The sequence below is a fragment of the Pseudomonas sp. PB106 genome (assembly GCF_009764645.1).
Classification (GTDB): domain Bacteria; phylum Pseudomonadota; class Gammaproteobacteria; order Pseudomonadales; family Pseudomonadaceae; genus Aquipseudomonas.
Window position 1 is genome coordinate 93,100 of the sequence record NZ_RWIM01000111.1, and the last position, 14,539, is coordinate 107,638.

Consider the following 14,539-nt stretch of genomic DNA (forward strand, 5'->3'; position numbering starts at 1 on the left):
ACTTATGTCTTTATACAGCGCAGGCGTCGAATATGGCATTCATTGCCTGGCCTTTCTGGTCACCAGCAACGGCGATACCCGCGAGGCCAGCGTGCGCGATCTCGCTGAATTGCAAGGCGTGCCCCTCGAATATCTGGCAAAGATCTTCACCAAACTGGCCAAAGGTAAACTGGTGGTTGCCAGCGAGGGCGTGCGCGGCGGTTTCAGCCTGGCCCGACCGGCGGACGAGATCACCTTGCTCGACATCGTCAAAGCCATTGACGGCCGCAAGAACATTTTCGAGTGCCGGGACATTCGTGGGCGTTGCGCTCTATTCGAAGGCAACCCGCCGCAATGGGCGATCGAAGACACCTGCTCGATCCACAGCGCCATGATGACCGCGCAAAAACGCATGGAAGAAGCCCTCGCCCAACAGACCATTCTCGACATCGCGAGAAAGGTCGGGCGCAAGGCACCTAAAGAATTCGGCCAGCAAGTGGAAGACTGGATTCAGGATCGTCGGGAGAAAAAGGGCAATGTCGGGACTATCCCGCTGACCACGCTTTCAGACTGATCTGCAGCCTGCGACAGGCAAAAAAAAGCAGAAACCGTTGATCCGGTTTCTGCTTTTTTAACGCAAGAGTGGTTACAGGCAATCGCGAACCGATTTGCGCAACGACCCGGACTTGGCCCATGGCGGCCCCTGATACAACGACACCCGGCTGCCGTCCTTGTATTTAACGATGTCGAGGATTTCATCGGCAGTGATGATGCTTGGCGCAGTAATGCGATAGCCGTTGGAAATGGACGTCTGCGTCGTTTTGGCGACATCCTGCTGCCACAACGGTAATACACACGCGGCATAGTCTTTAGGTGTCTTGTCACTGGTCTTGCTGACATTCGGCTCACCCGGCACCAACGAAGCCGGCAATGAGCAACCTGCCAACATGGCCAACGCCAACCCCCCGATCCATATCCGCATCTGTATTGCCCTGCTCTGAAAAAAAGCGAATGTAACGCGTAACCGGGTGGACATCCATCGTAGCAATCAGCCCTTGACGGGGTTTGGACAATTTTTTACATCCGTTCAGTCTGCTGACGGGCGCGCCCTGCCCCGGTGACGAAAAATGCGACTACTCTTTTCTACCGAGAATGTCCTGGAGGTGATCATGCGGCTCAACGAATACGAACACGAACTTCAACGCGATCTGCAAAGTGTTGCTTCGGATTTGAGATGGTCGGCTGTCGACCTCAAACGTATCGCCGAGCAACTGCGCAAATCCGGCAACGAAGCCGACGCACAAACGGTACTGAGATCCTGCGAGGTTTTGCAAAGCGATGAGGAACGCCTGCAACTGTATGCCAAGGAAGTGAAGGCACGCGCTATCAGCCGAACCAAAGTCCACTGAAACCTGCCCGTCCTTTTCCCGCAAACAAAAGCCCCGACAAATGCCGGGGCTCACTTATCACCACTCATCACGTGGCCGTGTGACTTTGTCCGCGTAAGGAGCGTTTTTTGTAGCCGGGAAGCGCCGCGGCATAGGCCAACGCCTCTTCCCTGCTGCCAAACGACGCCAGTCGATCGCCCTGGGTACAAACCCGCCACGGGCCGTTGTTTACGCTGAGTACGTCGTAGCCGTTCATGTGCATTTTGTTCATCACAGGAATGCTCATGGGTACCTCCTTTTCGCTAGCGGTGGGTTCAGCTTCACGCTTTTACCTTACACCTTGTGTTGAACGAGGTGCCAACCGAGCGTCGCGACATCCGCAGGACCGGCACTTTTCATTCAGGCAAACGCTCAAACTAACGGAACCTCTGCTTGCTGGACCGGCTCGAATATTGCAGTTTCATTTCAGTTTTATGACAGGCGACACATAGGTAACAGATGAAAGAACGCGCCACCGTTATTTGCGAACAGGATCGCCACATCCTCCTGGTACGCAAACCCCGCAGCCAATGGACATTGCCTGGCGGCAAGGTTGAGCCAGGCGAAACCCGGGCGGACGCTGCCGTGCGCGAGTTGCAGGAAGAGACCGGGCTGAACGCCGAAGAGGTGTTGTACTTGATGGAGTTGCAGAGCGGCACCACACGGCACCACGTCTACGAAGCCTCAGTGCTGAATATCGATGAGGCCAGGCCGCAAAACGAGATCATCGATTGCATCTGGCATCCACTCGATTCGGTGCAGAACCTGAGCACCAGTGCGGCGACGCTGCGCATTGTGAAAGCATTTCAACGGCGTTTATAAAAACTCAGCCGGCGAATGCTCGGCGACCGGCACTCATCTCGGTGCGTAGCTCACCAATGAAGTTGGAGATGTCACGGATTGTGACGAGGTGTTCCGGGGAAACACCGTTGAGGAACAAATCCACTCGCCCGCTTTCTGGCTCATACACCTTGATTTGCAGAAGTCCCTGCGCCGAAGGGGTGCAATCACATTTAAGCGCAGGGAAGCCGGACTCGACGATGCGGCAAATGTCGGTAATGGCAAGCATGGGCGAACGCCTCACAGGCGAATCGATTTGATCGGTAGAGCATAGATGAGCGGTTTGTGTCTTGCCCGACACCAATATGCCAACCCGATCACATTTCCTTTGCGACCGCTCAATGAGCGTCGCCATCCCAGATCCAGTTCCAGATGCCCGGCAAGTTCACCGGTTCCGAGCTCTTTTCAACGGAGCGCGCCAGCGCAGCCTCCTGCAACGTGGCGTGATCATCATAAAACGGCTTGTCCGCCAGTTTCACACCCGTGGCCGCTGCACTGTCGAGCAGGATTTGCAGGTATTCGCGCGTATGTCGTGCGGTGTAGCGATTGAGGTCATGAAACGTCACCACCAGCGGAATCACCCCATCCACAGTAGGAAACTCTCCTAAAGCGATGCGTTCACGGACCTCCGACAATTGCCGCAGCATATTGGCCCGACGTCGAGGGCTGGCATTGAAGCCCCAGATTTTTCCGTCATTGGCACTCAAGTCCGTCAGCAAAACATGCAAGCCGTGCTGTTGATAGGCGGCGAATGTGCGTTTGTCGTAGTTCCAGAATGGCGGACGCAACAGTGTCGGTGGCGTGCCGGTAATGCTCGCGATATCAGCGGTGCCGTTGGTCAGCGACTCTTCCAGCTCCTGAGGATCAAGCGAACGGTGATTGGTGTGCCAATGGGTCGCGGTGTGGAACGCGAGGATATGTCCTTCGGCAGACTCGCGCCGCATGATGCCGCGACCGATCTCGCTATTGCCCGCCCGAGGTGCGCGGGTCTGGACGAAAAACACCGCTTTGATGCCGGGCTGCACCGGATTGTCTTTGAGGCTATCGAGGACTGTTGCTGACGGATTCCAGAAACTGGAGGCGCTTGGGCCGTCATCGAAGGTCAGCAGAAAGCGCACTGGCGCCTGAGCCTTGAGGCGAGTTTCGGTTTGCGCCGTCATTTCGATGGGCGCCGCAATGCAGCCGGCCAGCCCGAAAGCGATGGCCACTGCACCGATGAGTTTGAATACAGATGTCATGTTTTGCCTTGAGCCCGAGCGTGCCGGTCATGTTGTCGATAGGCAAAACTCCCTCGCCTTGATCCATCCCTGCGCTCCGATCCGCGAGCCGGGGTTGGATAAGGTACACAGTGTTTGGTTCCGGTGCTCGCTCAGTTCGCCAAGGCTTGCTGGAATGACGTGTCGATGATCCCTGCGGTGCTCAGCGCTGTTGGCAATGCCTTCACTTTAAACAGGAAATCGGCGGTGCTTTGCAGATCCTCGGCGGCCTGCTGATCCACCGGCCCGATGCTCATGTGCGCCTGACGCAACCAGTGCCGCGACACCTGCTGATCAAGATTGGCCTTCTTCGCCCACAGGTCGGCGTACTCGTCGGTGTGACTGTCCACCCAGGCCCGCGCCTGCTTCAAACGCCCGAGAAAATCGGCGATGGCTTCGCGCTTGCTGTCGATCGACGGTGTCGAGGCGGCAATCGCGCTGAGCCCCGGCATAAGGTTTTTCGCGGTCAGGATCGGCCGCGCACCCGAGAATACGATTTGCTGGGAAATGTACGGCTCCCACACCGGAAACGCGTCGATGCTGCCCTGTGGCAACGCGGCGGCCGCGTCGATTGGCATCAATTTGACGAAGTCGACGTAATTTTCCGGCAGACCGCCCTGCTCCAACGCCCGCAAGGTCAATTGCTGACTCCAGGCGCCTGGCCAATAGGCGACTTTCTTGCCCTTCAAATCAGCGATGGTTTTTACCGGAGAATCCTTGGGCACCAGCAGCGCAATCGTGTCCGGATTCTGCCGCGACACGCCGATGAGTTTCACCGGCGCCTGTTTTGCGGCAAGAAACAGAAACCCGGAATCGCCGAGGAAGCCCAAGTCCAGCGCACCGGTTTGCAGCGCTTCGGCGAGCGGTGCTGCGGCCTGAAAGTGTTTCCAGTCGACCGTGTAAGGCGCGTCCTTCAACACACCAGATGCCTCTATCGACGCACGGATGTTGTAGTAATTCTGATCGCCAATATGCAGGACAACAGGTTCGGCGGCGTAGGAAAGTGGCGATATAAACAGCGCGGCGGCGAGCGCCTTGCGAACAAAACGGAAGAGCTTCATGGCGAGTCCTGCAGAAGGGATTGCATAGACCATAACGCTCTTAATATTCAGTTTTGAAATTCTAATAATGCATAAGCTCATCACCGCCGACGCGCACTGTTTGCCCCGCAACAGTGACTCGCCACACTGTTGCTCACGCAACAGCGAAAATCCCCTTCAACACACTTGAAGTCCCACGAACCGGTGCTTTTTTCCACATGGCACAGAGCCTGCAATATTCCATTCATGCAGGAAGCATTCGAAAAAACATCTTTTTGGACATAAGAAACCTGTGCCTTTGCCGGAGCGCCCCCATGACCTCGTTCTTCCCGTTACTTCGCTTGAAAACCCTGTTGGCCGCTGGCGCAATGGCTCTGAGCCTGCAATCCCTCGCCCAAGCCGCTGAAACCGTCCCGACGGAAGTCCATCTCGATTACGCCTATTACTCGCCGGTGAGCCTGGTGCTCAAGCACTTCGGTTTCCTCGAAAAGGCCCTGCCGCAAACCAAAGTCAGTTGGGTCTTGAGTCAGGGCAGTAACCGCTCGCTGGAATACCTCAACAGCGGCGGCGTCGATTTCGCCTCCAGCGCCAGCCTTGCTGCCGTGCTCAGTCGTGCCAATGGCAGTCCGATCAAGTCGGTCTACGTTTACAGCCGCGCCGAATGGACGGCGCTGGTGGTGCGCAAAGACTCGCCGTACCAGTCGGTCGCCGACCTTAAAGGCAAGAAAATCGCCGCCACCAAAGGCACCGACCCATACCTGTTCACCTTGCGCAGCCTGCAACAGGCTGGGTTGAAAAAGGACGACGTGGAGCTGGTCCATCTGCAACACCCGGACGGTCGCACCGCGCTGGAAAAGGGTGACGTCGACGCCTGGGCCGGGCTCGATCCGCACATGGCCGCCAGCCAGGTGCAGGCCGGCTCGCGTCTGCTGTATCGCAACCCGGCGTTCAATAGCTACGGCGTCGTCAGCGTCACCGAGCAATACGCCAAGGCGCATCCGCAGACCATCGACACCGTGATCAAGGCCTACGAGCAGGCACGTGAATGGTCGTTGAAAAATCCTGAAGAGTTCGCCGCACTGCTCGCCAAGGAATCCGGCCTGCCGCTGGATGTGGCCAAGCTGCAATTGTCGCGCACCGACCTGAGCAGCCCACAATTGACCCCCAATGACGTGCTGGCTTCGAAGGCTGCAGCACCGATTCTGGTCTCCGAAGAACTGGTGCGCCGTGGCGTCAATGTCGATCAAGTCATCGACCAGTTGCTCGACGGCGGTACTCAACAAGCGGTCGCCCGCCAGTAAATAATCAGCCTCACAACACATCCGCGCCTGTCGCGGATTTGTCGTGTGCGGAGCTCAACCATGACCACACACAGTAAAAATTTACCGGCGCAACTCGCCTTCTCGCGGCGGCGCCCAGCCTTTTTCAACCCGGCATGGCTACGCCGTTGCAAAGGTTTGGCGTTGCCGCTGCTGATCGTCATCGTCCTGGAAATAATCGTACGCATCGGCTGGCTACCGTCCTACCAAATGCCGGCGCCAAGCGAAGTCGCTTTGACCCTCACCGACCTTGCCGAAGGCGCGTTGTGGAAACACATCGGCGCCAGTCTGATTCGCGTGCTGCTGGGATTCGCCATCGGCGCCGGTCTTGCGCTGGTATTTGCTGCCTGGGTCGGATTGAGTCGCGAAGCCGAAGCCTATCTGGAACCGATGTTTGCCGCATTGCGGTCGATTCCGAGCCTCGCTTGGGTGCCGTTATTACTTCTGTGGCTGGGCATCGACGAGACCTCGAAAATCGTCTTGATCGCCATCGGCGCGTTCTTTCCGGTGTACGTCAACGTCGTCGCAGCGATCCGTAATATTGATCGCAAACTAGTGGAAGTCGGCCGTATTTACGGCTTCAGTCGCTGGCAACTGACCCGGCGTATCCTGCTGCCCGCCGCCCTACCCGGCCTGTTCACCGGATTGCGCAGTGGCATGAGCCTGGCGTGGATGTTTCTGGTCGCCGCCGAGTTGATCGCCGCCACCAAAGGGCTTGGCTATCTGCTCAGCGACGGTCGCGAAACCTCACGACCCGATATCGTGTTGGCCGCGATCATCGTGCTCGCCTTGCTGGGAAAACTCAGCGACGGTGTGCTGGCCATGATTGAGCGTCGCTGGCTGAATTGGCGCGATACGTTTACCGGTGAGGACGCCAAGGATTGAATGGTCGCCAGCGACTAAGCTGAAATTTCCTACCGGAGATTCAGCCATGTGCGGAAGACTCACGCAGTACCGAGGCATCCACGACTTTGTGGCCGTGTTGAGCATCCCCGATGCACTGATCAACCACGTTGGCGATGCGCCACTCAATCGCTACAACGCTGCGCCGACCACTACGCTGGCCGTTCTTCATCAACATGAGCAACGCATGTATGCCGATAACCTGCGCTGGGGCTGGCGTCCGCACTGGGCCAAGGATCGTCCGCCACCGATCAACGCGCGTGTGGAGAAAGTCGCCCATGGCCCGTTCTTCCGGGCGATCTGGCGTAATCGGCTGATCGTGCCCGTCGATAATTGGTTTGAATGGGTCGATGCCGGCGACAAAAACAAGCAACCCTGGTTGATCCGTCGCGCAGACCACGAACCGGTTTTCTGCGCGGCGATCGGACAATTTCCCACACCGGGAACCGACGCTCGCGAGGACGATGGTTTCGTCATCATCACCGCCGAAAGCGTCGGCGGGATGCTGGACATTCATGATCGCCGACCAGTGGTACTGCGCCCGGATTTAGTGCGCGAGTGGCTCGATCCGGCCACGCCAGTGGAACGCGCCGAGCAGATGCTGCTCTTCGAGGGTGAACCCAGTGAAGCGTTCGAATGGTACAAAGTCGGCAAAGCCGTCGGCAACGTACGCAATCAGGGTGCCGAACTGATTGAAAAGGTCGCCTAAATAATTCGCGTGCCGGCGCGTTATCAAAATACCGCCTCTCGGGCTAAATCCGGGGCGTTACAACGAGTGTTTCATTTACGAAACAGTAATATTGAAACAGTCGTTCGTATGAACTAACCGCCTGTCAGACATTTCAACCGTCATACATACATTTACATGCACTACGGCTAGCATGCGCGCCGCCTTTCCGATTGGTATACCAGTTGACCAAAGAGTCAAAAAATCAGGAATTCCCTATAACTTTACAAGCCCTTGCAGAGAATTAAGTTGCGCGACGATTTTGCAATCAAACAGGTCAGCGGCCTGGAGTGTATTTATCTGTCCATGACAGAACGCTTTGAACTCGACTGTTTTATCGGCCACTACATCAAGACCCGAAACCTGCGGACCGTTCCCGATATCGAACGCATCCTGCGCACCACCCTCGACGGATATCCCGGACACCCGCCGGTGATGGTGAACGAGCTCAATGCGTGGATCGATCGAACGTTGGGATACCGGGCATCACACCCCGATTTCACGCAGATGGAAGATCTTTGAAACCACAAAAAAGCCCCGCACGTGCGGGGCTTTTGCGTCGAAACCACTCAAATCTTGCTATCAGGACCTGAAAGCTCTCTGCCATCATCGTGCTTCCAGGTCTGTTCCTTGCGCTTCTCGCGCTCGATTTCTTCTTCAGTCGGCTCATCGGTCTCGTCGTCCGTTTCCGGATGCTTTTGCTCTGTCGCCATGTTCACCTCCCCTCACAAGTAGACGATTCGTTTTAAAGCGTAGAACAATTTCCATCAGGCAACTTACAACCACCAGCGCAGCAAAAAGAAGAAGGCCATGCTCAACAACATGCTGAGCAACGTATTGCGCGTGACGACTACCAAGCCAATAGCCACCAGCGAACTAAGCAGGTAGGGATTGTCCCACTGCAGATTCAGTTGTTTGTCCGGCATGAATACGATCGGCCCGCAGATCGCCGTGAGCATTCCCGGCACAGCAAAACCGAGAAACTGCCGCGCATTGCTGCTCAAACGCACGGGTAAGCGCGGCTCTAGAAACACGTAGCGGTTGAGAAATACCAGAATTCCCATCCCGAAAATCACCGCCCAGACCATCATGCGTGCTCCCGATACAGCTTGTTGCAGATGAACCCTGCGGTCATGCCCGCCAATCCCGACAGCACCAGCGCCGAGCCCCATTGCCAATAACTGAACAGCACCGAGCAGAACAGCGACACGGCCACGCAGACCACCGTCGGCACATTGCGCACCACGGGTGTGATCAGTGCAATGAAGGTCGCGGCAATCGAGAAATCCAGGCCCAGGTGTTCCAGCCCTGGAATGCTGCTGCCGAGGACAATGCCGGCGAGAGTGAACAGGTTCCAGGCGACATAGAACGTCAAACCGACGCCCAATGCGTACCATCGATTGAACTGCTGCCGGTCATGCTGACTGGTCAACGCGAACAGCTCGTCAGTGAGCAGAAAGCCCAGGCCAAGCCGCCAACGGCCCGGCAACGGTGAAATCACCGAACGCATGCTCATGCCGTACAACAAATGCTGCGACGTCAGCAGCACCGTGGTCAGCAGAATCGAAAAAATCCCCGCGCCGCCCTTGAGCATGCCAATCGCGACCAGTTGTGCGGCACCCGCAAACACAATGCTCGACAGGCCCTGCCCTTGCAGCGGCGTAAGGTTGGCTTCAATCGCCATGGAGCCGGCGAGCAGCCCCCACGGCGCAGTCGCCAGAGACAGCGGCATGATCGCCGCAGCACCGCGCAGGAACGCACTGCGGGGCAAGAGTGAATCAGACATAACGCTCTTCAATTAACGAAACGGCCAAAGACTGTGCCAGTAAAATCAGTTTTGTGGCTTGAACAATCTTGCGCACTTGTGGGAAATCGGCCTGATGCAACCGTTCATCGGCCAGCCGCTTGCAACGCCACGGTGCCAGCAACATGCTGGCGCAGCATTTTCCTCCTCGAGACATTCCCGTTGAGACCCTGCCTGCCATGACCGCCATCGACAATGACGTGTACAAAACCCTGCTGGAATCGACCAAAGCCATCCCGTGGCGAATCGACTGGAAAAGCATGACTTTCAGCTACATCGGCCCGCAGATCGAAACCTTGCTTGGCTGGAAGCAGGACAGCTGGGTCGGGGTCAACGACTGGGTCGAGCGCATGCACCCGGATGACCGCGATTACGTCGTCGAATTCTGTGTTTCGCAATCGCGTGCCGGGGTCGATCACGAAGCCGACTATCGCGCGCTGACCAGTGCTGGCGAATACGTGTGGATCCGCGACGTCGTGCACGTGGTGCGCAAGGACGGTGAAGTCGAGGCGCTGGTGGGGTTCATGTTCGATATCAGCGAACGCAAGAAAACCGAGGAGCATCTGATCCGCCTGCAGAAGCAACTGGAAGAATATTCGTTTCAGGACGGCCTCACCGGCATCGCCAACCGACGCATGTTCGACACCGTGCTCGAACGCGAATGGACCCAGGCTCAGCGCAGTGGATTGCCGCTGTCGCTGCTGATTCTCGACATCGACTACTTCAAGCAATACAACGACCATTACGGCCACATCAAAGGCGACGAATGTCTGCGCCAAGTGGCCAAGACACTATCACTGGCAGCCAACCGGCCACGGGATTTCATCGCCAGAATCGGCGGTGAAGAGTTCGTTTGGCTGCTGCCGGAAACCGATGCCGAGTCGGCGCGCCTGGTGGCGCGCAAATGCCTGCATCTGATCCGTCAGCAGCAGATCGCTCATGCACATTCGCCGGTATCGCCCTGGATCAGCCTGAGCCTTGGCGTCGGCACCACCAAAGCAACGGTCGGCAGCGATCCGCTGGACTTCGTCGAGCAAGTCGACAAATTGCTCTATCAAGCCAAGCACAACGGACGCATGCGCGCCGAATTTGCCGATTTTCGCCCTGACCTTTGAGCCCGCGAGGGGCGTAACATAGCGTCATTCACAATCGCGTCAGGGAGACGACATGCTGTACCGAATCGCAGCCGACGGGCTGGTGCTGTTTCATTTGTCGTTTATTTTGTTCGTGCTGTTCGGCGGGCTGCTGGTGCTGAAATGGCCGCGAATCATGTGCCTGCATTTACCGGCTGCTGCCTGGGGCGTGGCGGTCGAAGTGCTGCACCTGACCTGTCCGCTGACCTATTGGGAAAACCTGATGCGCCACGCCGCCGGGCAAACCGAATACGCCGGTGGTTTCATCGAGCATTACGTCTGGCCGATCATCTATCCCGCCGGGCTCACCCCGCAGATTCAACTGGGAATGGGCAGCTTGGTGCTGGTCCTTAACCTTCTCGTTTACGGCCGACTGATCCGCTCATGGAGAGTTCGCCGAGCGGCTGCACATCTTTAATCACTCTCGACTACGGCCTTGAAGCGCTCATCAAAATCCGCCGCCAGATCCGCCAGCGTGATGCCACCCAATCGCGAAAGCAGCAGCGCCTGTGCTTCATCGAAGGTACGGGTGAGCGCAGCATTCACCGCCTGCTCGACCAGACACTCCGGGTGATCTGTCGATAGCCCAATGGAAAAAATCGACTGCGTGCCCAGCGCCAGGTGAACGTCCAGCAAGGTGATTTGTGCCAGCTGCTTGGCCAGCGCCCAACCGCCCTGATGGCCCTTCTCTGACGTGACAAAACCTTGTTCCTTAAGCAAACCCATGGTGCGCCGCACAACCACCGGGTTGGTCCCGAGCATGCCGGCGATGGTTTCTGAAGTGGCACGTTTTTCGTGGCGATCCATGTGAATCAGCACATGGAGCATGCGCGACAGGCGCGTGTCGTTTCTCATCGATGATCCCTTTCAGGCCCGAACAAAATGTCCGCCGAGTATCGCTCGCAATGTCTGAAGTTACGAGACTATTGACACGGATTTTTCTCGTAACTTACGCTGTGCCGTGAAATCACACAGTGGAGATTTGATCATGGTGTATGACGTCATCATCGTCGGCGGCAGCTATGCCGGACTGTCTGCCGGCCTGCAACTGGCGCGCGCTCGACGCAGTGTGCTGGTGCTGGATTCCGGCCGGCGGCGCAATCGATTTGCCGAAACTTCCCACGGTTTTCTTGGACAGGATGGACGTGCGCCGGGGGCGATTGCCGACGAGGCGCGAGACCAACTGCTGGCTTACCCAACGGTGCAGTGGCTGGAAGACACCGCCGTCGAGGCAACACGCACGGACGCAGGATTTGTTCTGGGCAGCGCCGCTGGCCAGCAGTTCAGTGGCAAACGAATGATCCTTGCCTCGGGTGTCATCGATGAATTACCGGACATCGACGGCCTCAGCCAGCGCTGGGGAAAAAGCGTTTTCCACTGCCCGTACTGTCATGGCTATGAACTCAATCAACGCGTGATCGGCGTGCTGGCGACCTCTCCGATGTCGATTCAGCACGCCCTATTGCTGCCGGATTGGGGCCCGACCACATTCTTCACCAACGGCGTATTCGAGCCTGACACGGAGCAATTGATGGAGCTGCAACGCCGGGGCGTAACGCTTGAAAGCCGCCGCGTCAGCCATGTCACAGGGGAGCGCGCCGACGTGGTGCTCAGCGATGGCCAGACCATCGCCGTCGCCGGCCTGTTCGCCATGCCGCGCACACGCATGGCCAGTCCGCTGGCAGAACAATTGGGATGTGTATTCGAGGACGGCCCGATGGGGCCATTCATACAGACTGACGCGACGCAACAGACCAGCATTTGCGGCGTGTTTGCCTGCGGGGATGCGGCATTGGCTGCGGGCTCAGTCGCGCTGGCGGTCGGCGATGGTGCCCGCGCCGGGGCCGGCACTCACCGATCGTTGATCTTTGCCTGAGAAAAACCAGCAGGCGCCTAGCGCGGCGCCTGCTTCAAGGTGTCCAGCCAGGCTGGATCGAATCGGGTCTGCTCGGTATCGAGGTCCAGCGCTTGCATCCGCACTTTGTGCGCTGCGACTTCCCGCCACAGTTGCCCATGATCGCTGGAGTTGCCGTCCAGTTCATGCATCTGCGTCAGGCCGAGATGATAGAAACGCAGCACTTTCATCGCTGTTGAATCGTTCTTTTCCACGGCTGCGGTCACCTGATGCATCACATTGGTGATGCTCATCAGGTTGCGTTTGAGCCGCCAGCTGTACACCGCCGGGGCCATCCAGCTCTGATTCCAGAAGCGCCCGCGCAATAACGCCGCTGTCAGCAGGAACGCCAGAAACACCCCGCCGACGTTAAACCGCAGGTTATCGCTGCCAGGTTCACCGAACAGCGCCACCGCCGCACTGGAAAACAGCATCGCCAGCACCAGAAACAGCACGGCGATGATGACCGTGCTGCGCCGGGTCTGCTGGCGGAAGGTGGCGGCGTCCATCGGTTGAATCTCGAACATTGCGAATGACTTCCTTGAGCAGCAAAAAAGGGCAACGGAAAAAACCGGCCGGGGCATTATCGCATCGGGCAGCGATTTAGCTATGCTGGGGCTCCTTTTCATCTTTTCAGCGTCCAAACGGGGACATGGCGGTACAGCGCAGATCGTGCCATCTTCATTCATGGATACACACTATTCGGATGCCATCGCCTAGTCTTGAGATGACATCGTTTTAAGGATCATTGCATGACCCAACGACACGTAATCAATGCCTCGGTCAGCCCGAAAGGCAGCCTGGAAACCCTTTCTCAACGTGAAGTCCAGCAACTGAGCGAAGCCGGATCCGGCAGCACCTACACCCTCTTCCGCCAGTGCGCCCTGGCCATCCTCAACACCGGCGCCCATGTCGATAACGCCAAGACCATTCTCGAAGCCTACAAGGACTTCGAAATCCGCATTCACCAACAGGATCGCGGCGTACGCCTAGAGCTGCTGAACGCTCCGGCCGACGCCTTCGTCGACGGCGAGATGATCGCCAGCACCCGCGAAATGCTCTTCAGCGCCTTGCGCGACATCGTCTACACCGAAAACGAACTCGACAGCCAACGCATCGACCTGACCACCTCGCAAGGCATCAGCGACTACGTCTTTCACCTGCTGCGCAACGCGCGCACCTTGCGTCCGGGCGTCGAGCCGAAAATCGTCGTGTGCTGGGGCGGCCACTCGATCAATACCGAAGAATACAAATACACCAAGAAAGTCGGCCACGAACTGGGCCTGCGCAGCCTCGACATCTGCACCGGTTGCGGCCCCGGCGTGATGAAAGGCCCGATGAAAGGCGCAACCATCGCCCACGCCAAACAGCGTATTCATGGCGGCCGCTACCTCGGCCTCACCGAGCCGGGCATCATCGCCGCCGAAGCGCCGAACCCGATCGTCAATGAGCTAGTGATTCTGCCGGACATTGAAAAGCGTCTGGAAGCCTTCGTCCGCGTTGGCCACGGCATCATCATCTTCCCGGGCGGTGCGGGTACGGCGGAAGAATTCCTCTATCTGCTCGGCATCCTCATGCACCCGGACAACGCCGGCCTGCCGTTCCCGGTGATCCTCACCGGGCCGAAACATGCCGCGCCGTATCTGGAGCAATTGGACGCGTTTGTTACCGCGACCCTCGGCGAAGCGGCCAAGCAGCATTACGAAATCATCATCGACGACCCGGCCGAAGTGGCCCGGCAGATGACTCAAGGGCTGAAAGCGGTGAAGCAGTTCCGCCGCGAGCGCAACGACGCGTTCCACTTCAACTGGCTGTTGAAAATCGACGAGGGCTTCCAGCGTCCGTTCGATCCGACCCACGAAAACATGGCCAACCTGAAACTGCACCGCGATCAGCCGCCGCACGAACTGGCGGCGAACCTGCGCCGGGCGTTTTCCGGCATCGTCGCCGGCAACGTCAAGGACAAAGGCATCCGCCTGATCGAAGAACACGGGCCGTATCAGATCCGTGGTGACGCCGCGATCATGCAACCGCTCGACGCGCTGCTCAAAGCCTTCGTCGCCCAGCACCGGATGAAGTTGCCGGGCGGTGCGGCGTATGTGCCTTGCTATCGAGTGGTGGCGTAATACTTTCAGCGACCACCTGACCTTGTAGGAGTGAGCCTGCTCGCGATAGCGGTATATCAGTCACCTTTTTATTGACTGAACCACCGCTATC

The 14,539-nt window shown here is 57.8% G+C and carries 22 protein-coding genes; 11 read left to right on the forward strand and 11 right to left on the reverse strand.

The features are described 5' to 3' along the window. Nucleotides 1-4 precede the first annotated feature (4 nt). A complete protein-coding gene (locus EJA71_RS14585) occupies nt 5-553 on the forward strand; it encodes an Rrf2 family transcriptional regulator (RefSeq protein ID WP_064389425.1) in 549 nt (182 codons plus the stop codon). A 72-nt stretch (nt 554-625) separates the two neighbouring features. Here EJA71_RS14585 and EJA71_RS14590 read toward each other — a convergent pair whose 3' ends face one another. Then, complete coding sequence (locus EJA71_RS14590; RefSeq protein ID WP_122660933.1) at nt 626-961, reverse strand: hypothetical protein; 336 nt, start codon at nt 959-961, stop codon at nt 626-628. 187 nt (nt 962-1,148) lie between these two features. On the opposite strand from EJA71_RS14590, the gene EJA71_RS14595 reads away from it, so the two are divergent. Next, complete coding sequence (locus EJA71_RS14595; protein WP_008085812.1) at nt 1,149-1,388, forward strand: hypothetical protein; 240 nt, start codon at nt 1,149-1,151, stop codon at nt 1,386-1,388. A gap of 67 nt (nt 1,389-1,455) precedes the next feature. Here the strand turns inward: EJA71_RS14595 and EJA71_RS14600 are convergent, their stop codons facing one another. After that, complete coding sequence (locus tag EJA71_RS14600) at nt 1,456-1,653, reverse strand: DUF2188 domain-containing protein (protein WP_158957938.1); 198 nt, start codon at nt 1,651-1,653, stop codon at nt 1,456-1,458. 212 nt (nt 1,654-1,865) lie between these two features. Between EJA71_RS14600 and EJA71_RS14605 the strand changes: the two genes are divergently transcribed. Continuing rightward, complete coding sequence (locus EJA71_RS14605) at nt 1,866-2,228, forward strand: NUDIX hydrolase (RefSeq protein ID WP_158957940.1); 363 nt, start codon at nt 1,866-1,868, stop codon at nt 2,226-2,228. Between the two features lie 4 nt (nt 2,229-2,232). On the opposite strand, the gene EJA71_RS14610 is transcribed toward EJA71_RS14605, so the two are convergent. The 3 genes from EJA71_RS14610 to EJA71_RS14620 form a co-directional block, all read right to left on the reverse strand. Beyond that, the gene (locus EJA71_RS14610) at nt 2,233-2,475 is read right to left on the reverse strand and encodes a DUF1652 domain-containing protein (protein WP_158957942.1); all 243 of its coding nucleotides are present in this window, start codon (nt 2,473-2,475) and stop codon (nt 2,233-2,235) included. A gap of 109 nt (nt 2,476-2,584) precedes the next feature. After that, entirely contained in the window at nt 2,585-3,484 is a 900-nt protein-coding gene (locus EJA71_RS14615; protein ID WP_158957944.1) for a polysaccharide deacetylase family protein, read from the reverse strand. Between the two features lie 131 nt (nt 3,485-3,615). Continuing rightward, on the reverse strand, nt 3,616-4,563 hold the full coding sequence (locus tag EJA71_RS14620) for an ABC transporter substrate-binding protein (protein WP_158957946.1): 948 nt from the start codon (nt 4,561-4,563) through the stop codon (nt 3,616-3,618). Between the two features lie 293 nt (nt 4,564-4,856). Here EJA71_RS14620 and EJA71_RS14625 point away from each other — a divergent pair, with 293 nt between their 5' ends. From EJA71_RS14625 to EJA71_RS14640, 4 genes are all read left to right on the forward strand, one after another. Beyond that, nucleotides 4,857-5,843 carry an aliphatic sulfonate ABC transporter substrate-binding protein gene (locus EJA71_RS14625; RefSeq protein WP_158957948.1) on the forward strand — a complete coding sequence of 329 codons (987 nt, stop codon included), beginning with the start codon at nt 4,857-4,859 and terminating at the stop codon, nt 5,841-5,843. 60 nt (nt 5,844-5,903) lie between these two features. Continuing rightward, nucleotides 5,904-6,746 (forward strand): ABC transporter permease, encoded by an 843-nt coding sequence (locus tag EJA71_RS14630; RefSeq protein ID WP_158957950.1) that lies wholly within the window; start codon nt 5,904-5,906, stop codon nt 6,744-6,746. Between the two features lie 46 nt (nt 6,747-6,792). Further along, a complete protein-coding gene (locus EJA71_RS14635) occupies nt 6,793-7,473 on the forward strand; it encodes an SOS response-associated peptidase (protein WP_158957952.1) in 681 nt (226 codons plus the stop codon). A 267-nt stretch (nt 7,474-7,740) separates the two neighbouring features. Further along, nucleotides 7,741-8,013 carry a hypothetical protein gene (locus tag EJA71_RS14640; protein WP_158957954.1) on the forward strand — a complete coding sequence of 91 codons (273 nt, stop codon included), beginning with the start codon at nt 7,741-7,743 and terminating at the stop codon, nt 8,011-8,013. A gap of 47 nt (nt 8,014-8,060) precedes the next feature. Here the strand turns inward: EJA71_RS14640 and EJA71_RS27370 are convergent, their stop codons facing one another. The 4 genes from EJA71_RS27370 to EJA71_RS14655 form a co-directional block, all read right to left on the reverse strand. Then, nucleotides 8,061-8,204 carry a hypothetical protein gene (locus EJA71_RS27370; protein WP_178113697.1) on the reverse strand — a complete coding sequence of 48 codons (144 nt, stop codon included), beginning with the start codon at nt 8,202-8,204 and terminating at the stop codon, nt 8,061-8,063. A 63-nt stretch (nt 8,205-8,267) separates the two neighbouring features. Then, nucleotides 8,268-8,579 carry an AzlD domain-containing protein gene (locus tag EJA71_RS14645; RefSeq protein ID WP_178113699.1) on the reverse strand — a complete coding sequence of 104 codons (312 nt, stop codon included), beginning with the start codon at nt 8,577-8,579 and terminating at the stop codon, nt 8,268-8,270. After that, nucleotides 8,579-9,277 carry an AzlC family ABC transporter permease gene (locus EJA71_RS14650; protein ID WP_158957958.1) on the reverse strand — a complete coding sequence of 233 codons (699 nt, stop codon included), beginning with the start codon at nt 9,275-9,277 and terminating at the stop codon, nt 8,579-8,581. Before EJA71_RS14650 ends, EJA71_RS14645 begins: the two co-directional genes overlap by 1 nt. Further along, the gene (locus EJA71_RS14655; protein WP_158957960.1) at nt 9,270-9,422 is read right to left on the reverse strand and encodes a hypothetical protein; all 153 of its coding nucleotides are present in this window, start codon (nt 9,420-9,422) and stop codon (nt 9,270-9,272) included. The genes EJA71_RS14650 and EJA71_RS14655 overlap by 8 nt, the downstream gene beginning before the upstream one ends. Before the next feature lie 52 nt (nt 9,423-9,474). Between EJA71_RS14655 and EJA71_RS14660 the strand changes: the two genes are divergently transcribed. Further along, entirely contained in the window at nt 9,475-10,410 is a 936-nt protein-coding gene (locus EJA71_RS14660; protein ID WP_158957973.1) for a sensor domain-containing diguanylate cyclase, read from the forward strand. A gap of 52 nt (nt 10,411-10,462) precedes the next feature. Beyond that, entirely contained in the window at nt 10,463-10,846 is a 384-nt protein-coding gene (locus EJA71_RS14665; RefSeq protein ID WP_158957962.1) for a DUF2784 domain-containing protein, read from the forward strand. Here the strand turns inward: EJA71_RS14665 and EJA71_RS14670 are convergent. Continuing rightward, nucleotides 10,843-11,283, reverse strand: coding sequence for an Rrf2 family transcriptional regulator (locus EJA71_RS14670; protein ID WP_158957964.1), 441 nt, complete (start codon nt 11,281-11,283; stop codon nt 10,843-10,845). The genes EJA71_RS14665 and EJA71_RS14670 overlap by 4 nt on opposite strands. Nucleotides 11,284-11,416: 133 nt before the next feature. On the opposite strand from EJA71_RS14670, the gene EJA71_RS14675 reads away from it, so the two are divergent. Further along, nucleotides 11,417-12,304: an NAD(P)/FAD-dependent oxidoreductase gene (locus EJA71_RS14675; RefSeq protein ID WP_158957966.1), complete on the forward strand. Its 888-nt coding sequence runs from the start codon at nt 11,417-11,419 to the stop codon at nt 12,302-12,304. A 17-nt stretch (nt 12,305-12,321) separates the two neighbouring features. Here EJA71_RS14675 and EJA71_RS14680 read toward each other — a convergent pair whose 3' ends face one another. Then, nucleotides 12,322-12,849, reverse strand: coding sequence for a DUF3087 family protein (locus tag EJA71_RS14680; protein WP_158957968.1), 528 nt, complete (start codon nt 12,847-12,849; stop codon nt 12,322-12,324). A gap of 225 nt (nt 12,850-13,074) precedes the next feature. On the opposite strand from EJA71_RS14680, the gene ppnN reads away from it, so the two are divergent. Further along, nucleotides 13,075-14,448, forward strand: coding sequence for a nucleotide 5'-monophosphate nucleosidase PpnN (gene ppnN, locus EJA71_RS14685; protein ID WP_105704980.1), 1,374 nt, complete (start codon nt 13,075-13,077; stop codon nt 14,446-14,448). The last annotated feature ends 91 nt before the right edge of the window (nt 14,449-14,539 follow it).